General features: G+C 72.5%; 17 protein-coding genes. 12 read left to right on the top strand and 5 right to left on the bottom strand.

Annotated features, from left to right (window positions below; genetic code table 11):
• Window positions 1-102: 102 nt before the first annotated feature.
• The 3 genes from ACBJ32_RS09550 to ACBJ32_RS09540 all read left to right on the top strand — a co-directional run bounded on the left by ACBJ32_RS09550 (window position 103) and on the right by ACBJ32_RS09540 (window position 4,552).
• On the top strand, window positions 103-2,079 hold the full coding sequence (locus tag ACBJ32_RS09550; protein ID WP_375126416.1) for a protein kinase: 1,977 nt from the start codon (window positions 103-105) through the stop codon (window positions 2,077-2,079).
• Between the two features lie 5 nt (window positions 2,080-2,084).
• Window positions 2,085-4,172 (top strand): protein kinase, encoded by a 2,088-nt coding sequence (locus ACBJ32_RS09545; RefSeq protein ID WP_375126415.1) that lies wholly within the window; start codon window positions 2,085-2,087, stop codon window positions 4,170-4,172.
• Window positions 4,173-4,249: 77 nt separating this feature from the next.
• Window positions 4,250-4,552 carry a hypothetical protein gene (locus tag ACBJ32_RS09540; protein ID WP_375126414.1) on the top strand — a complete coding sequence of 101 codons (303 nt, stop codon included), beginning with the start codon at window positions 4,250-4,252 and terminating at the stop codon, window positions 4,550-4,552.
• Window positions 4,553-4,736: 184 nt separating this feature from the next.
• Here ACBJ32_RS09540 and ACBJ32_RS09535 read toward each other — a convergent pair whose 3' ends face one another.
• Entirely contained in the window at window positions 4,737-5,414 is a 678-nt protein-coding gene (locus tag ACBJ32_RS09535) for a response regulator (RefSeq protein ID WP_375126413.1), read from the bottom strand.
• A gap of 22 nt (window positions 5,415-5,436) precedes the next feature.
• Complete coding sequence (locus tag ACBJ32_RS09530; RefSeq protein ID WP_375126412.1) at window positions 5,437-6,765, bottom strand: sensor histidine kinase; 1,329 nt, start codon at window positions 6,763-6,765, stop codon at window positions 5,437-5,439.
• Between the two features lie 267 nt (window positions 6,766-7,032).
• Here ACBJ32_RS09530 and ACBJ32_RS09525 point away from each other — a divergent pair, with 267 nt between their 5' ends.
• A complete protein-coding gene (locus ACBJ32_RS09525) occupies window positions 7,033-7,713 on the top strand; it encodes a DUF998 domain-containing protein (protein WP_375126411.1) in 681 nt (226 codons plus the stop codon).
• Here the strand turns inward: ACBJ32_RS09525 and ACBJ32_RS09520 are convergent.
• Window positions 7,628-8,239 (bottom strand): TetR/AcrR family transcriptional regulator, encoded by a 612-nt coding sequence (locus ACBJ32_RS09520; protein ID WP_375126410.1) that lies wholly within the window; start codon window positions 8,237-8,239, stop codon window positions 7,628-7,630. The genes ACBJ32_RS09525 and ACBJ32_RS09520 overlap by 86 nt on opposite strands.
• A 53-nt stretch (window positions 8,240-8,292) precedes the next feature.
• Here ACBJ32_RS09520 and ACBJ32_RS09515 point away from each other — a divergent pair, with 53 nt between their 5' ends.
• From ACBJ32_RS09515 to ACBJ32_RS09485, 7 genes are all read left to right on the top strand, one after another.
• The gene (locus ACBJ32_RS09515) at window positions 8,293-11,409 is read left to right on the top strand and encodes a bifunctional cytochrome P450/NADPH--P450 reductase (protein WP_375126409.1); all 3,117 of its coding nucleotides are present in this window, start codon (window positions 8,293-8,295) and stop codon (window positions 11,407-11,409) included.
• Window positions 11,410-11,642: 233 nt separating this feature from the next.
• The gene (locus ACBJ32_RS09510) at window positions 11,643-12,248 is read left to right on the top strand and encodes an ACT domain-containing protein (protein ID WP_375126408.1); all 606 of its coding nucleotides are present in this window, start codon (window positions 11,643-11,645) and stop codon (window positions 12,246-12,248) included.
• Between the two features lie 69 nt (window positions 12,249-12,317).
• Window positions 12,318-12,830: a MaoC family dehydratase gene (locus ACBJ32_RS09505; protein ID WP_375126407.1), complete on the top strand. Its 513-nt coding sequence runs from the start codon at window positions 12,318-12,320 to the stop codon at window positions 12,828-12,830.
• Window positions 12,831-12,840: 10 nt separating this feature from the next.
• Window positions 12,841-14,004, top strand: a complete 1,164-nt coding sequence (locus ACBJ32_RS09500; protein ID WP_375126406.1) for an acyl-CoA dehydrogenase family protein — start codon at window positions 12,841-12,843, stop codon at window positions 14,002-14,004.
• A 60-nt stretch (window positions 14,005-14,064) separates the two neighbouring features.
• Window positions 14,065-15,144, top strand: coding sequence for a cation diffusion facilitator family transporter (locus ACBJ32_RS09495; RefSeq protein ID WP_375126405.1), 1,080 nt, complete (start codon window positions 14,065-14,067; stop codon window positions 15,142-15,144).
• 72 nt (window positions 15,145-15,216) lie between these two features.
• A complete protein-coding gene (locus tag ACBJ32_RS09490) occupies window positions 15,217-16,530 on the top strand; it encodes an acyltransferase family protein (RefSeq protein WP_375126404.1) in 1,314 nt (437 codons plus the stop codon).
• 426 nt (window positions 16,531-16,956) lie between these two features.
• A complete protein-coding gene (locus ACBJ32_RS09485) occupies window positions 16,957-18,150 on the top strand; it encodes a hypothetical protein (protein ID WP_375126403.1) in 1,194 nt (397 codons plus the stop codon).
• Between the two features lie 53 nt (window positions 18,151-18,203).
• Here ACBJ32_RS09485 and ACBJ32_RS09480 read toward each other — a convergent pair whose 3' ends face one another.
• Both ACBJ32_RS09480 and ACBJ32_RS09475 read right to left on the bottom strand, forming a co-directional pair.
• A complete protein-coding gene (locus ACBJ32_RS09480) occupies window positions 18,204-18,827 on the bottom strand; it encodes an FMN-dependent NADH-azoreductase (protein ID WP_375126402.1) in 624 nt (207 codons plus the stop codon).
• 143 nt (window positions 18,828-18,970) lie between these two features.
• Window positions 18,971-20,257 (bottom strand): ABC transporter ATP-binding protein, encoded by a 1,287-nt coding sequence (locus ACBJ32_RS09475; RefSeq protein ID WP_375126401.1) that lies wholly within the window; start codon window positions 20,255-20,257, stop codon window positions 18,971-18,973.
• A 240-nt stretch (window positions 20,258-20,497) separates the two neighbouring features.
• Between ACBJ32_RS09475 and ACBJ32_RS09470 the strand changes: the two genes are divergently transcribed.
• Window positions 20,498-21,958 carry a glycoside hydrolase family 13 protein gene (locus tag ACBJ32_RS09470; RefSeq protein ID WP_375126400.1) on the top strand — a complete coding sequence of 487 codons (1,461 nt, stop codon included), beginning with the start codon at window positions 20,498-20,500 and terminating at the stop codon, window positions 21,956-21,958.
• Window positions 21,959-21,963: the final 5 nt, after the last annotated feature.

The following is a 21,963-nucleotide window of genomic DNA, read 5'->3' as shown; positions in this document are numbered from 1 at the left end:
GATCGATCATCGAGGGATGGACGGGCGAGGGGGGCGCGGGAGATGCCGGTGATCCAGCCGCTGCGTGCGGGAGATCCCTCCGGAACAGGGCCGTATCGGCTCGTGGGAAGGCTGGGCGCGAGCACCTACGTCGGCGAGCCGGACGACGGTGAGCGGGTGGTCGTCAGGGTCCTGCCCGCCGACGTCGATCCCGGCCGCTTCCTGGAGGCCGTCGAGCCGCTGCGGGACGTCTCGGCCTTCTGCACGGCGCAGGTCCTCGGCTCCGGCGTGCTGGAGGACGGGCGGCCGTTCGTCGTGAGCGAGTACATCGACGGCCCGACGTTACGGGAGGCCGTCGCCGCGGGGCAGCGGCTGCGGGACGCGGCGTTGCACCGGTTCGCGGTGGGGACGGTGACCGCCCTGGTCGCCCTTCACCAGCTGGGGTCGGCGCACGGCGATCTGGGGCCGGACACGGTGGTGCTCGGGCCCGACGGTCCCCGGGTGATCGGGTTCGGGCTGGCCCGGGCGATGGCGTCCACCGGCGAGGCCACCACCCGCACGGTGGACGTTCCCGCGTTCACCGCCCCCGAGCGGTTACAGGGAGGCGAGGCGGGCCCGGCCGCGGACCTGTTCTCGTGGGCGGCGACGATCGCGTACGCGTCGTCCGGGCGCTCGCCCTTCGACGGCGGCTCGATGGCCGGCACGGTCAACCGCATCGCGAACGCCGGTCCGGAGCTGCCCGACCTCGGCGACCTGCGGGAGCTGGTGCTGGCCTGCCTGGACAAGGACCCGGCGCGGCGCCCCGCCGCGAGCGACGTGCTGCTGCGCCTCGTGGGGGAGACGAGCTTCCTGACCGGTACGGTGCCGGGGGACGGGACGGAAGCGGCTGAGCCCGCGGACGGCGCGGCGCCGGCGCCGCCCGCGCCACCGGTCGCGCCGCCCGGCCGGCGGCGGAGCACGGTGCTGGTCGCGGTGGCGGCGTTCGTCGCGGGAGCCGTGCTGTCGGGCGGCGGCGTGTACGCGCTGACAGGCCAGCGCGGGACGCCCTCCGGACCCCCTGCCGCCGCCCGGCCCGCGACCACCCTGCCCGCGACCGCCCTGCCCGCGACCGCCCTGCCCGCGACCGCCCTGCCGGCGCAGCCCACGGGAGCGGTGATCACGGCGGCGCCGCGGATCACGGCGGGCGCGACGGCCGCGCCCGTGCCGTCGGTGGCGAAGAAGGCCGACAAGGACGTCAAGCTGCCGGACATCGGGGCCACCCTGCACGAGCACGCCACCGACGCGGTGCGCCTGGCCGCGTACCTGCAGACCAAGGAGCCGTTCAGCGCCTTCGCCCGCGACGCCTCGGGCGCGTTCCAGCAGGTCGGCTTCGGCGAGGAGCCGGTGGTCTCACCGGACGGCGCCTGGGTCGCGCTGAACCCGTGGCTGAAGTTCCAGGACTCCGACATGGACCAGGTCAAGTTCGTCAACCTCAGGACGGGCGAGCGGTTCACGGTCGACACGGTGAAGAAGCCGAAGCAGACGTGGTTCCCGGCGTGGTCTCGCGACAGCCGGCGGGTGGTGCTGTCGGTCACCGACGAGAAACGGACCAAGATCAGCGGCTTCGCGGTGGTGGACGTGACCACCAGGACCGCCAAGGTGGTGGAGGCGGAGTACTCCGACGACGTCAGCCTGGCGTTCACCTTCACCCCGGACGGCGGGCTGGCCCGCGGCTACCACGACGGCGACACCAACGGCGTCGACTTCTACAACGACGCCGGCCAGGTGACCCGGAGCATGCACTGGGTGGGCAAGCCGCGCAACCGCGACTGGTTCTCCCCCTCCGGCAAGCTGTTCTACACCGTCTGCCCCAAGGGCGGGGAGCTGTGCGTGTGGAACGCCGAGACGGGCGTGCGGGTGGCCACCGTTCCGGGCATCAGCTCCGACGCGAACCTGCTCGGCTGGTTCGACGAGGCACACCTGCTCCTCCAGCAGCCGGACAAGAAGAACGACAAGCGTGCAGAGGTGCGCATCCTGAACCTGGTCGGGGACGTGTCGCGGGTGCTCGCGGACGTCAACCCGCTCAACGGCGCCCTGAACTGGGCACCCGTGGCGCGGTGACGGCCATGCCCGCCACACCGCTGCTCGCCGGTGATCCCGCTGAGGTGGCGTCGTACCGCATCCTGGGCCGGCTCGGCGAGGGCGGCCAGGGCGTGGTGTACCTGGGAGAGTCACCGCAGGGGGAGAGGGTCGCGGTCAAGGTGCTGCGGCACGGCCCAGCGGCGGCCGGCGGGGCGGACGACAGCGCGGGCGCCGGGGCGGACTTCGCCCGGGAGATCGAGCTGACCCGCCGCGTGAAGGCGTTCTGCACCGCGAACGTGCTGGCGACCGGTGACCTGAACGGGCTGCCGTACATCGTCAGCGAGTACGTGGACGGCCCGTCGCTGGCCCAGGTGATCGCCCAGCGGGGGCCGCTGCGCGGCGCGGAGCTGCGCCGGCTGGCGATCGGCACGCTGACCGCGCTGGCGGCGATCCACCAGGCGGGGGTGGTGCACCGCGACTTCAAACCGGGCAACGTGCTGCTCGGCCGGGACGGCCCGCGGGTCATCGACTTCGGGATCGCGCGCGGGCTGGACTCGGGCGAGCGCACCGCCGCCGAGCTGGTGGGGACGCCGCCGTACATGGCGCCGGAGCAGTTCTCCGAGGCGGGATCGGGCCCGCCGGCCGACCTGTTCGCGTGGGCGTGCACGATCGTGGCGGCGGGCACGGGCCGGCCCCCGTTCGGCTCCGCCCACCTCCCGGCGCTGATCAACCGCATCCTCACGGCGGAACCCGAGGTGGGCGATCTCCAGGGCGATCTGCGGGAGCTGGTGCTGTGCTGCCTGGCCAAGGAACCGGCCGAGCGGCCGGCGGCCTCGCGCGCGTTGCTGACGCTGCTCGGCCATCCCGTACCGGCCAAGCGCCTGCTCGCGGCCGGCCAGGAATCCGCGACGCCGCCCGCGCCACAACCCGCGGCCGGGCAGGGGGCCGAGGTGCAGAATGGCCCGCGGCCTGCGGCTGGGCAGGGGGCCGCTGCGGTGCCGCCCGAGCCGCAGTCCGCCGGGCGCGGGACGCAGACGCCCCGGCGACGGTGGCTCCGGTACTCGGCTGCTGCGGCGGTGCTGGCGGTGCTGGTGGCGGGCGGCGCGGCGTACGTGCTGACGCGGACGCCGGGCGAGCAAGCAGCCCAGGCGGTCACGCCCTCGCCGGAGCATTCGGCTCCCTCGTCGCAGCGCTCGGTGCCGTCGCCGGGGCGCTCGGTGCACACGCTCGCGAAGCCGATGCGGACCTCCTCGACGGCGACCGTCCGTCTTCCCGACTGGTCGATCAAGGTGTACGACAACCCGGACGACCCGCTGTGGGTGACGTCGATATTCGGCGTGACGGACGACCCCGCGGCGGGCAACCCGGCGTACGTCCGTGACCCCGCCTCGGGGACGTTCACCTTCTTCGGCAACTTCCAGACGCCGGAGGTCTCCCCCGGCGGCGGATACGTCGCCGCCCTGGGCATCGGCACCCTGGCCCGCACCGACTTCAACGTGCTGCGCCTGGTGACCCGCCGCACCGGTGAGGACGTCCAGATCCGCACATCCGACAAGCCCGGCGACACCACCGACCTGCGCTGGAGCGACGACGAGCGCCTGCTCCTGACCGTCCGCGAGGGCAAGGGGGAGAAGCGGCGCGCCACCGGATTCGTCGTGGTGGACCCGGTCACCAAGGCCGTCACCGTCCTCGACGTGGCGGGCGGCGGCACCGGCCCGTTCGTCTGGGGGCCGGGCGGCAGCGTGCTGCACCAGGGCCAGGACGGCACGGTGCGCCTGTACGACCTGAAAGGCGCCGAGCTGCGCTCGTTCCCCGGAGTGGGCGAGCTCTTCGCCGCCAACGCGGTGACCAGCCCGAGGCACGGCACGGTGTTCAGCACCCGGTGCCCGCCGCCGGGTCGCGACCTGTGCCTGTGGGACGCCGCCACCGGCCGGCGCGCGGCCGAGGTGCCGCTCGGTGAGGGCCACGTGTTCGAGGGCTGGCTGGACGGCGAGCACTACCTCGCCACGACCTCCAGTGGCGGCCGTACCAAGGTGGTGATGGTGGACCTGCGGGGCAAGGTGGTGCGCACCCTCGTCGAAGGCCCGGCGAAGGAGCTGGACAAGGTGACGGTCTCGCTGACCATCCGGTGATGACCCCACCTGGGCGGGGCCGGCGGGAGCGACGGCCCGTCCGACCGGCGGCGTCCCGCACGCTCTAGAGTGGCGCCGTGGTTCCAGATCTTCGCCAGCCGCTGGTGCGGCAGCTCGCCGAGTCCGACACGCCCCGTCACTACTGGCACATGGGCGACGAGGACGGGCGGGCGTGGTTGTTCGAGAGCGTCGAGGGTGACAACCGCGAGCAGTGGGCCGTGCGGCAGGTCGAGGTGGGCGCCGACCGGGGTGCCCGCCGTTACTGGTGGCGGCACCTGCAGGACGAGTACGGCTTCCTGACCGACCAGCCGCTGGAGGTGTGGGAGCTGACCGAGATCACCCTGGAGGCGTTCGAGGCGGTCTGGGAGGCCGCCGGCTGAGGCCCGTCGCGCCGAGGCCCCCGATACGGCCCAGGCCGACCGGCCAGGATCAGCGGCCCAGGCCGGCCGGCCCAGTTCGGCGGCCCAGGCCAGCCGGCCCAGCTTGGCGGCCCAGGTGGGCGGCGGCCGTCGGCGGCCCAGGATCAGTTGCCCAGGGGCAGCGGCCGAGGGCCACTGACCGGGGTTAGCGGCCGGGGCTCTCCTCACCGGTGCGGGCGTCGTGGGCCAGGATGGCGAGCTGGGTGCGGTTGACCAGCCCCAGCTTGGCCAGGGCGCTGGAGATGTGCGCCTTGACGGCCCCCACCGACAGGTGCAGGAGCGCGGCGATCTCGGCGTTCGAGGTGCCTTCCGCCACGGCGAGGGCGACCTCGCGCTCCCGTCCGGTCAGCCGGGCCAGGCCGTCGCGGGCGCGCCTGGTGCGGGCGTCCGGGGCGCCGGTGACGTGGGAGATGAGGGTGCGGGCGACCCCGGGGGACAGGACCGGCTCACCGGCGGCGGCCCGCCGCACCGCCTCGACGATCTGCTCGGGCGGCGTGTGCTTGACCAGGAACCCAGACGCGCCCGCCCGCAGCGCCTCGATCACCGTCCCGTCCGCGTCGAACGTGGTCAGCACGATCACCTGCGGCCTGCGGCCCGAGCGTGCGGCGAGCGCCCTGGTGGCGGAGATCCCGTCCAGGTACGGCATGCGGATGTCCATCAGCACCACGTCGGGAGCCAGCCGCTCGACGGCCCCCGGCACGTCGGCCCCGTCGGCGGCCTCCCCGACCACCTCGAGGTCGGGCGCGCCGCGCAGCATCAGCCGCAGCCCGGCGCACACCAGCGGGTCGTCGTCCACGAGCAGGACCCGAATCGGCTCAGCCACACGCCCTCCAGGAGATGCGTCCCTACGTCTGCTGCCACGGTAGACGCGCCGACAGCACGAACACCCCGCCGCGCACCCCGTGCTCCAGACTGCCCCCGTCCAGTCCCACCCGCTCCCCGAGCCCGATCAGCCCCTTACCCCCGCCCGCCCCGGCGGGCGAGCCGGTGCCCGTGACGGGGCTCTCCACTGTGACGATCAGCTCGTCCCCGAGGACGCCGTTCACGCGTACCAGCACCTCCGCACCGGGCGGCCCGTGCTTGCGCGCGTTCGTGAGCCCTTCCTGGACCGTCCGGTACGCGGTCCGCTGCACGTGCGCCCGCACCGACCCCGCCCGCGCCGCCACCTCGTCCCCCACGGCGAGCCGCACCCGCTGCCCGGCCGACTCCGCCTCGGCGACCAGGCGCGGCAGGTCGGCCAGGCCCGGCTGCGGCGGGGCGTCCGCGGGCTCACCGTCGCGCAGCACCGACAGCACGTCCCGCAGCTCCTCCAGCGCCAGCCGCGCGTTGTCCTGGATCACCTCCACCGCACCGCCCACCTCCTCGGCGTCCAGGGGCGGGCCCGTCCCGGCGGCGGCGCGGGAGCTGCGGTAGGCGAGCGCGCCCGCGTGCACGGTCAGCAGCGACACCCGATGGGCCAGCACGTCGTGCATCTCACGGGCCAGCCGTTCCCGCTCCGCCCTGCGCGCCTCCGCCAGCGCGAGCCGGTGCTCCCGCTCGGCCCTGCGCGCCTCGGCGAGCTCCAGCCTGCGCTCCCGTTCCGCCCGCTGGGCCTCAGCCAGCTCCAGCCGGTGCTCGCGCGCGCCCACCTCGGCCTCCCGCCGCAGGCTGACGACCAGGAGGCGGCGCGCCCGTACGGCCATGCCCAGGCACAGCGGCCCGCCGAGCATCAGCAGCAGCGTGGCCACCAGCACCGGCCGCTGCACCCCCGGCGGCTCGGCGAACAGCCCGTAGTACCCGCACACCAGCAGGTACGCCCCCGTGACCGCCGCCGCCCGCCCCCACGGCCGGTGCACGGCGACGGTGAGCCCGGCCACCATCGCCGCCCCCATGGCCGAGGCAGACAGGGCCAGCGCGACGGCCATCGCCACCCCGAGCCGCACCGGGAAGCGCCGCCGCCACCACAGGGCCAGGCATGCCACCGCCGCCACCCAGGGGTTGATCGCCAGGTGCCAGGCGGGCACGAAGTCCACCCCGGCGGGAGGGTAGGCGGCGGCCTGCTCCACCGCCATGATCACGGCGAACGCGAACAGCCCGGCGTCGGCGGCCCAGTCGCGTGCCGTGCGGCGATCGGCGGGCCACCCGTCGAGCGCGGCGAGCTCGGCGGGCAGCAGCCGGCGTGGCACGACCGTCATGCCGGGGAGCCTATGCGAGCCCGGGCCGCCGATCACTGGCCGATCGGCCACACACCGTGGCCACCCGGCCAGTGCACGCCCCCGATCGGGCCTGCTGGACTGGCAGAACCGGCCGGCGCCCCGATCGGCTGCCGGCCCGGCAAGGCTGGCCCGGCGCTCCCTGCCGGCCCGGCAAGGCGGGCCTGGCGCTCCCCGTCGGCCCGGCGAAGCGGGCCCGGCACTTCCCGCCGGGCCGGCGCCCCTGCCCCGGATCCCCTGGAGAACTCGATGACGACCACCAGAACGCTGCTGCTCTGCGGCGCCGCCGGCGCGCCGCTCTTCGTGATCGTGCTGCTCGCCGAGGGCGCTCTGCGCCCCGGCTACGACCCCGTCTACCACTCGGGCAGTCAGCTCAGCCTCGGCGACCGCGGCTGGATCCAGATCGCGAGCTTCATCGTGACCGGCCTGCTGATGCTCCCCTACGCCGAGGGTGTGCGCCGCGCGCTCGCCTCCCGCTGGACGGCCGTGCTGATCGCCCTGTTCGGCGTGGGCCTGATCGGTGCGGGCGCGTTCGTGATGGACCCGATGCAGGGTTACCCGCCCGGCGCGCCGCCCGGCGTCCCGGCCGTCACGAGCCTGCACAACAGCGCCCACGACCTGGCCTCGCTGCTGGTCTTCCTCGCGCTGCCGCTCGCGTGCCTGACCGCCGCGTTCCGGCTGAAGGGGTGGTGGAGGGCGTACTCGCTGGTCACGGCGCTCGCCACGGTGGCGCTGTTCCTCGCGTACGGCCAGGCGTTCGCGCAGGACGCGCCCAACGCGGGCCTGATCCAGCGCGTGCTCATCGTGACGGGCTGGACCTGGCTCACCCTCCTGGCAGTGCGCCTCAGCCGGACAGCCCCGACTGCCCCGGCGACTCCGAGGAGCCCGAGGAGCCCGAGCGCTCCGACATCCCCGACAACCCCCCGATGATCAGCCTGATGGCCGTGTCGAAGTCGCGCTCGACCTCCTCGGCCGGCAGGTGCCCCGTCGTCTCGGCGATGACGAAGCCCGTGACGAAGGCGTGCAGCACGTCGCTCGTCCGCCGCAGCTCCGGCTCCGGCACCCCGGCCAGGCGCAGGATGCGGTAGAGGGTCTGCCAGATGACGAGCCCCCGGTCCGCGATGATCTCGGGGTGGTTGTGCAGGTGGTGCCACATGGCCGGATGTTCCAGCGCGTTGCGGTGGTAGGCCAGGGCCAGCGCCCGGAGCTGGTCCTGCCAGGGCGAGCCGTCGTCCGGCGGCAGCTCCATGCGCTGCGCGGCCGTCGAGCAGATCAGCCTGATCAGCGCGTCCTTGTTGTCCACGTGGTGGTACAGCGACATGGGGTTGACGTCCAGCTCGGCCGCCAGCTTGCGCATGGACAACCCCTCCACGCCGCCCTCGTCCATCAGACGCAGAGCGGTGGAGCTGATCTCTCCGAGAGTCAGGGGTGCGCCCCTGCGCGCGCTCACTGCCATACACCGTATGGTAGCGTCAGCCATACGGTGTATGGCTATGGAAGGGAGCACTCATGGCTCGGATCCCCGCCCCTGCGGGCCTGCCCCTCGTGGGCAACACGCTGCAGGTCCCCTCGCACGCGCCGGTCGAGCACTTCGTCAAGGTCGCCTCGCAGTACGACGAGGGCATCTTCCAGCTCGAGATCGCCGGCCGCCGGGTCATCCTCGTCTACGACCCGGACCTGGTGGCCGAGGTGTGTGACGAGAGCCGGTTCGTCAAGCGGATCAGACCGCCGCTGGCGATCGTGCGCGACTTCGGCGGTGACGGCCTGTTCACGGCCGATCACGACGAGCCGGTGTGGGGCCACGCGCACCGCATCCTGATGCCGGCCTTCAGCCAGCGCTCGATGAAGGCGTACTACCCGCAGTTCCTGGAGGTCGCCGAGCAGCTCGTCGCGTCGTGGGCAGCCCGCCAGGGGGAGGACCTGCCCGTCGCCGACGACATGACCAGGCTGACCCTCGACACGATCTCGCTGACCGGATTCGGCTACCGGTTCAACTCCTTCGACTCGCCGCGGCTGCACCCGTTCCTGGAGGCCATGGGCGGGGCGCTGACCGAGGCCATGCACCGTAACCAGCAGCTCCCGTTCGTCACCAAGCTCAAGAAGCGGAACGAGGAGAGCTACCGGCGCGACATCGCCACCATGCAGGAGCTCGTGGACGAGGTGATCAAGCAGCGCCGCGCCGAGGGCGCCGGCGGGGGCGCCAAGGACCTGCTGGGGCTGATGCTGGAGGCGTCCGACCCGCAGACGGGCGCCCGCCTGTCCGACGAGAACATCCGCAACCAGGTCCTCACCTTCCTGATCGCCGGCCACGAGACCACCAGCGGCCTGCTCTCCTTCGCCCTGTACAACCTGCTGCGCGAGCCGCACGTGCTGGCCCGCGCCTACGAGGAGGTCGACCGGCTGCTGCCGGGCGACGAGCCGCCGGCGTACGAGACGATCATGAAGCTGGACGTCATCCCCCGCATCCTGGAGGAGACGCTGCGGATCTGGTCGCCGATCCCCGCCTTCAGCGTGACCGCCGAGCGGGACACCATGATCGGCCCCTACCTCATCCCCAGGAACCAGGGCGTCGGCGTGCTGCTCCCGCCGCTGCACCGCAGCGCCAAGGCGTGGGAGCGGCCGGACGAGTTCGACATCGACCGCTGGCTGCCGGAGAACAAGAAGAACCATCACCCCGCCGCGTACAAGCCGTTCGGCAACGGCGAGCGGGCCTGCATCGGACGCCAGTTCGCGCTCACGGAGGCCAGGCTGGCGCTGGCGATGATCCTGCGGCGCTTCGCCCTGTCCGACCCGAACGTCTACCGCATGAAGACCAAGCAGACGCTGACGCTGAAGCCCGACGGGTTCACGCTCAGGGTCCGCGAGCGGCGCGCGCACGAGCGGGCCGTGGTGGCCGCGCTGCCGGAGCAGGACAGCGAGCAGCACGACATCGCGGTGACCGGCGTGCCGCTCACCGTCGCCTACGGCTCCAACCTCGGCACCAGCTCCGACATCGCCGAGCGGCTGGCCGAGCGGGCCGGGCGGGCCGGGTTCGCCACCACGCTGACCACGCTGGACGAGCTGACGCCGCCCGCCGAGGGGCTGCTGATCGTGGTGGCCTCCTCCTACAACGGCAAGGCGCCCGACAACGCGCAGCGCTTCGACGCCCTGGAGGCGCTGCCCGACCTGTCCGGCGTGCGGCTGGCCGTGCTGGGCTGCGGCAACACGCAGTGGCCCACGTACCAGGACTTCCCGCGGCGCGCGTACGAGAAGCTGACGGCGGCGGGGGCCGTCCCGCTCATCGAGCGGGGCGAGGCCGACACGGACGGCGACTTCGACGGCGACGTGTCCGCGTGGACGGCGCGCCTGTGGGCGGCGCTGGCCGAGGAGTACAGCGCCGACGCCGGGGCGGCGGGGCCGCGGTACGAGATGGAGGTGCTCAGCGAGGCCGAGGTCAGGCCGTCGGTGGTGTCGGAGCGCGCCTTCCCGCTCACCGTCATCTCGAACGAGGAGCTGACCGGTGACCCGGAGGGGCTCTGGGACTTCTCGGCCGAGGCGCCGCGCCCCGGCGTGCGCTCCATCGTGGCCAGGCTGCCCGAGGGGGTGACGTACTCGGCGGGCGACCACGTGGCCGTCTTCGCCAAGAACGACCCCGAGCTGGTGGAGTGGGCGCTGCGCTGCCTGCGCGTCCCCCGCGAGCAGGTCGTGCGGCTGCGCGCCGCCGGCACGACCCACCTGCCCGTGGACACGCCGGTCACCGCCGGGCTGCTGCTGACCGAGTTCGCCGAGCTGCAGGAGGTGGCCACCCGCGCCGACCTGGAGGCGCTGGCGGCGCACACCGCCTGCCCGTGGACCAGGGGGCAGCTCGCCGAGCTGACCGCGAGCTACGCCGACGAGATCCTCGCCAAGCGCGTCTCCCCGCTGGCGCTGCTGGAGCGCTTCCCGGCGATCGAGCTGCCGCTGCCGGTGTTCCTGGAGATGGCCGGGCCGATCAAACCGCGCTACTACTCCGTCTCCTCCTCGCCGCTGGCCGACCCCGGCGTGGTACGGCTCACCGTCGGCCTCGTCGAAGGCCCCGCCTGGTCCGGCGCCGGCACCTACCAGGGCATGTGCTCGGCGTACCTGGCGGGGCTGAAGGAGGGCGAGGTGTTCTACGGTTACGTCCGGGTGCCCGCGCCGCCGTTCCGGCTGCCGGACGACCCCGCCACGCCGGTGATCCTCGTCGGCCCCGGCACCGGGTTCGCGCCGCTGCGCGGCTTCCTGGAGGAGCGGGCGCTGGGCGGGGCGACGGGGCGGGCCGAGGTGTTCACCGGGTGCCGCCATCCCGAGCACGACCTGCTGTACGCCGATGAGCTGGCCTCCTGGGAGGCGGCCGGCGGGGTGCGCGTGCACCGGGCGTACTCGGCCGTGGCGGGGCATCCGTACCGGTTCGTTCAGGATGCCGTCGCGGCGCACGCGGAGGAGGTGTGGGAGCTGCTGGAGCAGGGCGCCCACGTGTACGTCTGCGGTGACGGGCTGCGGATGGCGCCCGCCGTACGGCAGGCTCTGCTGGACATCCACCGGAGCAGGACCGGTGGCGAGGACGGCGCGGCGTGGCTGGCGCGGCTGGAGGCGGACGGGCGTTACCAGCAGGACGTGTTCGCCTGACCTGCGGCTGCTACTGCTGCGACTGCGGCTACGGCTGCGACTGCGAGAGCCCCGGCCCCGTGGCCGGGGCTCGGTGGCACAGGATGCCGGGCGGAAAACCTCAACTTCCCTTTATCGACAATCCGGACTTAACACTGCATCTTGGGATATAACCGCAGCATGCGCGACATATCCGTGGAACATGCTCGAAACCTTTCCACGGCACTGTGAGAGCCTCTGGAAAGGGGGCGGAAATGCTGCTGCGACTGAGGGTGTCGTTGCCCGACCGGCCGGGCGGTCTCGGCCAGGTCGCCAAGGCGCTGGGCGCGCTGGGAGCGGACATCCTGCAGGTCACCGTGCTCGAACGCGAGGCCGGCCGGGCCGTGGACGACTTCACCGTCTCCTGGCCGGGCCCGGTGACCGCCGCCGAGGCGCGCGAGCGGCTGTCCGCCATGCCCGGCGTACGGGTGGAAGGCGTGTGGGCCACCAAGGAGGTGCCGGGTTCGGCCCCCGACTACGACCTGCTCATGCACGTGGCCGCCGAGCCCTCCAGGGGTTTCGCCACGCTCGTGGACGCCCTGCCCGCGCTGTGCGGCGCGGAGTGGTCGGTGGCGGTGGCCGACGGGGCCGTGCGGCACGCCTCGCTGGCCGCGCCCGCCGAGTTCGAGCTGCCGGAGCCGCCCCCGCGGGCCATCTGCGTGGACGCCAAGGAGGTGCGGCTGATGCTGCTGCCCGTGCTCGCCGCCGGGCTGCACGTGGTCGTGGCGCGGGCGGAGGGCCCGGTGTTCCACCGTGCCGAGGTGGAGCGGGCCGCCCGCATCGTGGACGTGGTCTCGAAGCTGGCGGCACGCGCGTCCTGACCTGATTGACCGAACAATCATCTGGTCACTAACGTGGGCCTCCTGATCGCGTAGCAACAGGAGCAGCCCGTGACCGTGCACGAGCCCGCCATCGGCCGCTACTACGAGGACTTCACCGTCGGCGACGTCTACCAGCACCCCATGGGCCGCACGATCAGCGAGGCGGACAACACCTGGTTCACGCTCCTGACCATGAACACGAACCAGAACCACTTCAACGCCCACCTGGCCGCCAGGTCGCCCACCGGCAAGATCATCGTGAACTCCGGGCTGACCGTGGCCATCGTGCTCGGCCTGTCCGTCATCGACGTCAGCCAGACCGCGATCATGAACCTGGGCTGGGAGGAGATCAAGCTCACCCACCCGGTGTTCGTGGGCGACACGCTGTACGCCGAGTCGAAGGTGACCGCGAAACGGGAGTCGAGGTCCCGCCCGTACGCCGGCATCGTCACCTGCTACACCCGCGGGCTCAACCAGGACGGCGACGAGATCATGTCCTGGACGCGGACCGTCATGGTCTACCGGCGCGACGCCCCGCACGACAAGGGTTACTTCCCCCAGGCCAGGACCGGCCCGCTCTGAGGAGGCGCACATGGACTTCGAGCTGACCGACGAGCAGAAGGCGTTCCGCGAGACCCTGCGCGCGTTCGTGGACAAGGAGATCGTGCCGGTCGCGACCGAGTGGGAGCACTCCGGGCGCTATCCCGCCGAGATCGTCGACAAGATGAAGCAGATGGGGCTGTTCGGGCTGTCCGTGCCCGAGGAGTACGGCGGCATGGCGGCCGACATGGTGTCGTTCGCGCTGGTCTTCGAGGAGATCGCGCGCGGCTGGATGGGCGTGGCGGGCACCATCGGCTCCCACTCGCTGGCCTGCTGGATGATCGCCCGCCACGGCACCGAGGAACAGAAGCGGCTGCACCTGCCCGAACTGGCCACCGGCGCGCGCCGTACCGCGATCGCGCTGACCGAGCCCGGCGCGGGCACCGACCTGCAGGGCATCCAGACCCGCGCCGTCCGCGACGGCGATCACTACGTCGTGACCGGCACCAAGACGTGGATCACCAACGCCCGCCACGCCGACCCGCTGCCCGTCCTCGTCAAGACCTCGATCGCCGAGCCCGCCCACAAGGGCATGTCGGTGCTGCTGGTCGACCCGTCGTCGCCCGGCTTCAGCGTCAGCCGCGACCTGCCCAAGCTCGGCTACAAGGGCACCGAGACGTGCGAGGTGGTGCTCGACGAGGTACGCGTGCCGCTCTCCTGCCTGCTCGGCGGCGTCGAGGGGCGCGGCATGCAGCAGGTGCTCGGCGGGCTGGAGCTGGGCCGCGTCAACATCGCCGCCCGCGCCGTCGGCGTCGCCCAGGCCGCCTACGACGCCGCGCTCGGCTACGCCCGCGAGCGCACCGCCTTCGGCCAGGCGATCGCCGACTTCCAGGCCATCCAGCTCAAGCTCGCCGACATGGCCACGGAGATCCAGGCCGCCCGGCTGCTCACGTACTGGGCCGCGTCCCAGGCCGACGGGGGCAGGCGGGTGGACATGGAGGCGGGCATGGCCAAGTACTTCGCCTCGGAGGTGGCGCTCAAGGCGTCGCTGGAGTCGATGCGCATCCACGGCGGGTACGGGTACTCGCAGGAGTACGTGGTCGAGCGCCTCTACCGGGACGCGCCGCTGATGGCGATCGGCGAGGGCACCAACGACGTGCAGCGGATGGTCATCGCCCGCGCGCTCGTCTCGGGGAAGGGCAAGGTCGGCTGGTAGGCGGCCGACGGCGACTCCTTATCCTGAGGAAAGGGACGAAGGGCGCAAGTGAGGGATGCCATGTCCGACCAGCACGATCCCGCCGATCACGATGACGGTCATGGGCACGGACATGGACACGGGCACGGGCATGCGGAGGGCGGTGGCGGCCGGATCAGGGCCGTGCTGGGCAGGATCGGCCACGCCGTCGCCCCCCACAGCCACGACACCTCCGACAAGACCGACAGCGCCCTGGAGGCCAGCGACCGGGGCATGCGCGTGCTGGCCATCTCCTTCACCGCCCTCATGGTCACCGCCGCCGTCCAGGCCGTCATCGTCGCCGCCTCGGGCTCCGTCGCGCTGCTCGGCGACACGCTGCACAACTTCGCCGACGCCCTCACCGCCGTGCCGCTGGCCATCGCGTTCTCGCTGGGCCGCCGCGCCGCCAACCGCCGCTTCACCTACGGGTACGGCCGCGCGGAGGACCTGGCGGGCATCGTCATCGTGCTGCTCATCACCGCCTCGGCGGCCCTGGCCGGGTACGAGGCGGTCCGGCGGCTGCTCGACCCGCAGGAGATCAGGGCCGTGGGCTGGGTGGCCGCGGCGGCGGTGATCGGGTTCGCCGGCAACGAGTGGGTGGCCCGCTACCGTATCAAGGTCGGCAAGGAGATCGGCTCGGCCGCGCTGGTGGCCGACGGCCTGCACGCCAGGACCGACGGTTTCACCTCGCTGGCCGTGCTCCTGGGCGCGGGCGGCGCCGCGCTCGGCTACCCCGTGGCCGACCCCGTCGTCGGCCTCCTCATCACGATCGCCATCGGCTTCGTCCTGCGTGACGCGGCCCGCGAGATCTACCACCGGCTCATGGACGCCGTCGATCCCGCGCTCGTGGACGACGCCGAGCGCATCCTGGCCACGGTGGACGGGGTGCGGGGGGTGGAGTCCGTACGGCTGCGGTGGATCGGCCACGCGCTGCACGCCGAGGTGGAGATCCTCGTCGATCACGACATGTCCGTCGTGGCGGCGCACAAGGTGGCCGTCGAGGCCGAGCACCGCCTCATCCACGACCTGCCACGGCTGCGCGCCGCCACCGTCCACACGGACCCCGACGGCCCGGACGGCGCCGACCACCACGCCAGCCTCACCGCCCACCGCGAGCCTTGAAGACCCGTGAAAGGCACCGCTGACCCCGCCGATCCCGGCATCACCGAGGCCGGAAAGGGTAGGTTGGGGCGAGTGTCCGCCGCCGCCCTTCCCGCCGCCACGCCCTCCGCCCCGCCCGCCGCGAGGCTCGCCTGGCTGGATGCCCTGCGCGGCATCGGCGCGCTCGCCGTGGTGGCCGAGCACCTGCTGCCGTGGTTCCTGCCCGCGCTGCGGCCCTACTGGTTCAGCCTGGGCGTCTACGGCATCCTGGTCTTCTTCCTGGTCAGCGGCTACATCATCCCGACGTCCCTGGAGCGGCACGGCGACGTCAGGGCCTTCTGGATCAGCCGCTTCTTCCGCCTCTACCCTCTCTACCTCGCCGTCATCGCCCTGGTCCTGGCCTTGGCGTGGTGGGTGCCGGTGCGGGGGGAGGTGCCGCGCGACGGGAGCGCGGTGGCGGCGCACGCGACCATGCTGCTCGACGTCGTCAGCGTCGGCGGGGTGGCCGACACCATGTGGACGCTGTCGTACGAGATGGTGTTCTACCTGCTGGTCACGGCGCTGTTCCTGATCCGCGGGCACGACCGCAGCGGGCTGCTGTCGATGGGGTTCGCGGCGGGGGCCGTGGTGGTGGGGCTGGTGGCGTCGGGCGCGGTGCTCAAGGGCGGGTGGCCGGCGTACGTGTCGTGCGCGGTGTTCGTCGTCGGCCTGACCGGGGTGCTCGTGGGCAGGCTCCGTACGCTGTCCGCCTGCGTGCTCGGCCTCATGGCGGTGACGTTGCTGGTGCTGAGCAGCCGGGTGCCGTGGCTGGGCACGGCGGTGCTGGCCGTGATGTTCGCGGGCACGGCCATCCACCGGTGGGAGCGCGGGACGGGCGGGTTGTGGCCGGTCGCGGTCACCTCGGCGCTGGTCGCGATCTCGCCCCTGTGGGCGATCGAGAGCGGCTGGTGGTGGGTGCGGGCCGACGTGTGGATCACCACGATCGCGCTGGCCGGGGCCACGTTCGCGATCGGGATGGCGCTGCGCGGGCGGCGGCTGCCCCGGGTGCTGGTGTGGTTCGGGCTGATCAGCTACTCGCTCTACCTGGTGCACCACCCGGTGCTGAAGTACTTCGTGGAGATCTCCGGAGACCTGCGGCGGGCGGACCTGCCGGTCCAGCTCGGCATGTCGGTGCTGGCGGTGGCCGTGATCGTCGGCGCCAGCGCGCTGACCTACCGGTACGTCGAGCGGCCCATGCAGGAGCTGGGCCGCCGCGTGTCACGCCGGCGCCGTCACGGGCTCCAGGGCGGAGGCGATCAGCGGGTGGCGAGCCAGGACTCCGGACACGACCGGGTCCTCAGCCATCAGGAACGCCAGGTGCCTGACCGCGTGCGCGACCACGTTGGCCAGGTGGACCCGCTCGGGTGACGGCGTCGCGGGGGCCTCTCCGCGGGCGATCTCCAGCACCGGTATCTCGACGGCGGCCAGCCAGGGCTCCGGATCGGGGCAGATCGCGTACGTCAGCACGATCCTCCCGCCCGGCTCGTGCCGCCAGCTCGTGGAGTGCACGACCACGCCGGGGTCGCCGGCCGTGACGCCGGCCAGCCTGCGGGCGGCCCCGTCGGGGCTCTCCCCGTGTAGTGGCTGGGTAATGGCATGCCGGTAGGACCATCGCTTGTCGGTGCTCACCCGTAGCATGAGCGTCTCAACCGAGACCACGTGTCTCCCCGTCACCGACGACAACTTACTGCCAATCATATGCAACTGCGTCCGTGAGGCATATGTGTCCTGGTCTTGAAACTTCGCGGCGGGCCGGGTTGTAGTCGAGGGCGTGCGAGAGAGAGGCCGAGACTGATGCCCGGTTTGCTGGTGCTGATGGGGTCGGGCGAGACGAGCCCGACCATGGTGGAGATCCACCGCGCCGCCGCGCGGACGCTGCGCGCGGGGGCGCGGGCCGTGCTGCTCGACACCCCGTACGCCTTCCAGGAGAACCATGCCGACATCTCCGCCCGCGCTCGCGGGTACTTCGCCCGCAGCGTCGGCCTGGATGTCGAGGTGGCGTCGGCGATCGCCGGCGCCGACTGGGTGTTCTCCGGCCCCGGCAGCCCCACCTACGCGCTCGACCGGTGGGCCGGCTCCGGCGTGGCCGGCGACCTGCGGGCCAGGATCCGCGCCCGCGCGGGCGTGACCGTGCTGGCCTCGGCCGCCGCCTGCACCGCCGGCCTGGCGACCGTGCCGGTCTACGAGATCTACAAGGTCGGCGCCGAGCCCCACTGGCGCGAGGGCATCGACCTGCTGGAGCCGCTCGGGCTGCGGGCGGTGCTGATCCCGCACTTCGACAACGCCGAGGGCGGCACCCACGACACCCGCTACTGCTACCTCGGCGAGCGCCGGCTGTCACGCATGGAGCGCGAGCTGCCGCCCGGCACGGCGGTCCTCGGGCTCGACGAGCACACCGCCCTGATCATCGACCTGGAGAGCGAGTCGGTGCGCGTCGCGGGCCGCGGCGGCCTGACCGTGCGGCGGCCAGGCTCGCTCGCGATCCTGCCCACGGGCACCACCACCGACCTCGGCGAGCTGCGCCGCCTGGCCGAGGGCCGCGCCGGCGCCCCCGTCCCGCTCCCACCCCTGGACGCCGTGGCCGACGCGCCCGCCGAGGTGACGCTGGAGGAGACGATCCGCTCGTGCGAGGAGCTCTTCAAGACCGCCGCCGACCGGCCCGACATGGTGGCGGCGGCGCAGGCCGTGCTCGACCTGGAGGCGGAGATCGTCAAGTGGGCCGCCGACACGGAGGAGGACGCGGGCGGGGTGGAGCAGGCCAGGGAGCTGATGCGGCTGCTGATCGCCCGCCTGGGCGAGCTCGCCCAGGCGGCGGGCCGGCGCTCCGAGGGGCTGCCCGCACTGGTGGAGCCGCTGCTGGAGCTGCGGGCGGAGCTGCGGGGGAAGGGGTGTTACGACGTGGCGGACGCGGTGCGGGACGCGATGGCGCGGGGCGGCGTGGCGGTCGAGGACACCCCCGACGGCCCTCGGTGGTCTGCGGCCTCCTGAACTCGGCCTGTATTTCATGGATGACTCCCCGCCGCGTTCACCGGCCTGCGCCGCTAGAACGTCCTGGCGACCTGTCTGGCGTGCTCGTCCGCCTGCTTGCGCTCGTTCTCGTACGAGCCCGTCAGCGTCGGGTGGTGCCGGATCGCCCGCACGTCGCCGATCCCCGCCCACTTCAGCCACTCCTCGAAGAACGTGGACTGGAAGTCGATCCCGAACTCCGGCCCCAGCCCCGGCCCCCACACGGCGCTGGTGTAGACGACGGCGGCGCGCTTGCCCGTGACGAGGCCGCGGTAGCCGGTCTCCGGGTGCACGTCGAAGACCATCGCGGGCTGGCTGACGACGTCGATGAACTGCTTCAGCTTGTACGGCACCCCCGCGTTCCACATGGGCACGCTGAACAGGTACCGGTCGTAGGCGTCGAAGCGCTCGAACGTGCGCACGGCCGCCGCCCAGGCCGCCGCCTGCTCGCCCTCCGGTGTGCCGCCCCCGAACACGGTCATCTTGGCGTGCGCGGCGGCCGGACCGAACTCGGGGAGCGTCCCGTCCCACAGGTCGAAGTGGTCGACGGAGGAGCCGGGGTGGGTGGCGAGGTACTCGTCGGTGAACGTCCTGGCGATGGCCAGGGAGATGGACTCCGCTCCGCGCGGTGAGGCGGAGATGTGCAGCAGGCGGCTCATGATGCCGGGTCCCTTCGCTGGAAGTTGCGGACCGTGGTCCGGTTACGTGAGCCGACAATACGGACTGCGGTCCGTTTGGTCAAGCGAAAAGAAGGCCGGGCGCCGCCGGAGGGCGCCCGGCCTGGGAGGCAGGCGGGAGGGGGCTAGCGGCGCGGCGGGTCGATGCGGGCGCCGTCCATGGTGAAGATCATGATGCGGGACAGGTCCACCCCGACCTTGGCGGCGTCGCCGGCGCGCCAGATGGGCCGGTTGCCGAGCCGGACGATCAGGTCGGAGCGGCGGTGGATGCCGCTGTTGGCATGCGCGCCGACCTGCTCCTGGTCCTGCCACTCCTGCTCCTGGCGCGGGAACAGCCGCCGCACCAGGCCCGACAGCTTGCCGGCGCCGTTCTTGCCGCCGTTGGCGCGCCGGCCGCGCGGGTCCGGCGGCTCGGGCACCGGTACGGCCGGCATCCCGCACTCCAGGTACGCCAGCCACTCGTGCCCGTGGTACTCCAGTGCCCGCACCCGCCCGAAGAACGACGGCCCCTCGTACGACTCCGGCACCGGCGCCAGCCCGTCCGGCCGCAGCCCCACCAGGACCTGGCCGCCGGTGTGCTGCGAGATGGCGTACGCCCTGGGATCGCTCCACGGCATCGTGAGCCGGTGCGGGCCGAAATCGAGCATCACGTACTGGTTCTGCGGCGTCCTTACACCCGCCGCCAACAGGTTCAACTGCTGGGAGTTGAGGAAAGCGGCCACGAAGGCCGTCGCTGGATCGTTGTAAATCTGGGCCGGAGTGCCGACGTCCTGAAGGACGCCGCGATTCAGGATCGCGATCCGGTCCGCCAGCGTCAGCGCCTCCACCTGGTCGTGCGTGACGTAGATCGTGGTGACGCCGAGCGACCTGACCAGCGAGGAGATCTCCATCCGCAGCTCGGTGCGCATGCCGGCGTCCAGGTTCGACAGCGGCTCGTCCATGAGGAACAGCTTGGGCTGGCGCACGATCGCCCGGCCCATCGCCACCCGCTGCCGCTGGCCGCCGGAGAGCGTGCCCGGGCGGCGGTCCAGCGTCTCGTCGATGTGCAGCGCCTTCGACAGCTCCGTGACGCGCTCGCGCACCATCGCCGGGTCGGACTTGGCGATCTCCAGCGGGAAGGCGATGTTCCCGCGTACCGTCCGGTGGGGGTAGAGGGCGCCGTTCTGGAAGACCATCGCCACGTCACGGTCGCGCGGGGCGAGGTGGTTGGCCATCTGCCCGTCTAACCAGAGCTCACCGTCGGTGATCTCCTCCAGGCCCGCGATCATGCGCAGCAGCGTGGACTTGCCGCAACCCGAGGGGCCGAGAAGGACGAGGAACTCGCCGTCTCCCGCCTGCAGGCTCAGCCGGTCGACTGCGAGGTAGTCACCCGGATACACCTTGGACACTTTGTCGAGAACGACCGAGCTCATGGGCCCACACCTTGCGCGCGTGTCACCTGTGACGAGGCTGATTGATGAGGTAGTACATCGCGCCTTAACGCTACATGTCCACCCTTGACATAAAGAATCTCTTTCGTGTGCGTTTCGGGCGGGAGTTTTGGGTGTCCGTACGCCCAGATTTCCGGATCTGCGGGGCGTGGAAGGACTTGCGTAAAATTGCGGAAAGGGCTTTCATAGTCGGGACGTTCGGGGGATGACTCGGGGGAAACCATGACCGCTTGGTGGCGAGACGCCGCGATCTACCAGGTCTACGTGCGCAGTTTCGCCGATGGCAACGGTGACGGCGTCGGCGACCTGATCGGTGTTCGCGATCGCCTGCCGTACCTCGCCGACCTCGGTGTGGACGCCATCTGGCTGACGCCCTTCTACACCTCGCCGATGGCCGACTTCGGCTACGACGTGGCGGACTACCGCGACGTCGACCCGCTTTTCGGCTCGCTCGCGGACGCCAAGGCGCTCATCGACGAGGCCCACGAGCACGGGCTGCGCGTCATCGTGGACGTCGTGCCGAACCACACCTCCTCCGCCCACCCCTGGTTCCAGCAGGCGCTGCGCGGCGAGAGGCGCGATCGTTACATCTTCCGCGACCAGCCCAACGACTGGGAGTCGATCTTCGGCGGGCCCGCGTGGACGCAGGTGGCGGACGGGCAGTGGTACCTGCACCTGTTCGACCCCGCCCAGCCGGACCTCAACTGGGACAGCGAGGAGGTGCGCGGGGAGTTCCTGTCGATCCTGCGCTTCTGGCTCGACCTGGGTGTCGACGGCTTCCGCGTGGACGTCGCGCACGGCATGGTCAAGCCGGCCGGCCTGCCCGACATCGGCCGCGGCAACCAGGCCAGGATGGTCGGCAGGGAGCCGGTGCCGTTCTTCGACAACGACGGCGTGCACGAGATCCACCGCGCCTGGCGGGCCGTGCTCGACTCCTACCCCGGCGAGCGGATCGGCGTGGCCGAGGCCTGGGCGCCGACGCCCGAGCGGCTGGCCATGTACGTCCGCCCCGACGAGCTGCACCAGGCGTTCAACTTCCACTACCTGTTCGCCCCCTGGGACGCCGCGCAGCTGCGTGCCGTGATCGACTCCTCGCTGGCCACGGCCGGCTCGGTCGGCGCGCCGACCACCTGGGTGCTGTCGAACCACGACGTCAAGCGGCACGTCACCCGCTACGGCAGCCTGGCCCGCGCCCGCGCCGCCGCGCTGCTGACGCTCGCCCTGCCCGGCTCGGCCTACGTCTACAACGGCGAGGAGCTCGGCCTGCCCGAGGTCCTCGACCTGCCGGCGGAGCTGTGCCAGGACCCGCAGCGGCTGCGCGACCCCGACAGCGGCCGCGACGGCTGCCGCGTGCCGATGCCGTGGACCCGCGACGGCGGCTGGACCGACCCGTGGCTGCCCATCCCCGCCGGCTGGGGCGAGCTGAGCGTGCAGGCCCAGCGCGGCGTGCCCGGCTCGACGCTGGAGCTGTACCGCCAGGCCCTGCGGCTGCGCAAGGAGATCGAGGGCGAGCTGGTCTGGCACGACTCGCCCGAGGGCACGCTGGTGTTCTCCCGCGGTACGTTCGTCTGCGCCGTCAACCTGACCGGGACCCCCGTGGACCTCGGCGTCGGCGGCGAGCTCCTGATCGCCTCCGATGTCCCTGGAGCAGCGGATTCGGCGGCCTGGTGGAAAGTAAAGTAAGTGCC

Origin of the sequence: Nonomuraea sp. GTA35 (genome assembly GCF_041950525.1) — a bacterium.
Classification (GTDB): domain Bacteria; phylum Actinomycetota; class Actinomycetes; order Streptosporangiales; family Streptosporangiaceae; genus Nonomuraea.
The sequence above is the reverse complement of the archived record's forward strand: the minus strand, read 5'-3'. Positions and strand labels throughout refer to the sequence as shown.

What these genes read in the sequence shown, in the direction of transcription:
- ACBJ32_RS09545 (WP_375126415.1), top strand. Translation starts at nt 2,085, where the DNA reads ATGCCCGCCACACCGCTGCTCGCCGGTGATCCCGCTGAGGTGGCGTCG.
- ACBJ32_RS09530 (WP_375126412.1), bottom strand. Translation starts at nt 6,765, where the DNA reads ATGACGGTCGTGCCACGCCGGCTGCTGCCCGCCGAGCTCGCCGCGCTC.
- ACBJ32_RS09525 (WP_375126411.1), top strand. Translation starts at nt 7,033, where the DNA reads ATGACGACCACCAGAACGCTGCTGCTCTGCGGCGCCGCCGGCGCGCCG.
- ACBJ32_RS09520 (WP_375126410.1), bottom strand. Translation starts at nt 8,239, where the DNA reads ATGGCAGTGAGCGCGCGCAGGGGCGCACCCCTGACTCTCGGAGAGATC.
- ACBJ32_RS09515 (WP_375126409.1), top strand. Translation starts at nt 8,293, where the DNA reads ATGGCTCGGATCCCCGCCCCTGCGGGCCTGCCCCTCGTGGGCAACACG.
- ACBJ32_RS09510 (WP_375126408.1), top strand. Translation starts at nt 11,643, where the DNA reads ATGCTGCTGCGACTGAGGGTGTCGTTGCCCGACCGGCCGGGCGGTCTC.
- ACBJ32_RS09500 (WP_375126406.1), top strand. Translation starts at nt 12,841, where the DNA reads ATGGACTTCGAGCTGACCGACGAGCAGAAGGCGTTCCGCGAGACCCTG.
- ACBJ32_RS09495 (WP_375126405.1), top strand. Translation starts at nt 14,065, where the DNA reads ATGTCCGACCAGCACGATCCCGCCGATCACGATGACGGTCATGGGCAC.
- ACBJ32_RS09485 (WP_375126403.1), top strand. Translation starts at nt 16,957, where the DNA reads ATGCCCGGTTTGCTGGTGCTGATGGGGTCGGGCGAGACGAGCCCGACC.
- ACBJ32_RS09480 (WP_375126402.1), bottom strand. Translation starts at nt 18,827, where the DNA reads ATGAGCCGCCTGCTGCACATCTCCGCCTCACCGCGCGGAGCGGAGTCC.
- ACBJ32_RS09475 (WP_375126401.1), bottom strand. Translation starts at nt 20,257, where the DNA reads ATGAGCTCGGTCGTTCTCGACAAAGTGTCCAAGGTGTATCCGGGTGAC.
- ACBJ32_RS09470 (WP_375126400.1), top strand. Translation starts at nt 20,498, where the DNA reads ATGACCGCTTGGTGGCGAGACGCCGCGATCTACCAGGTCTACGTGCGC.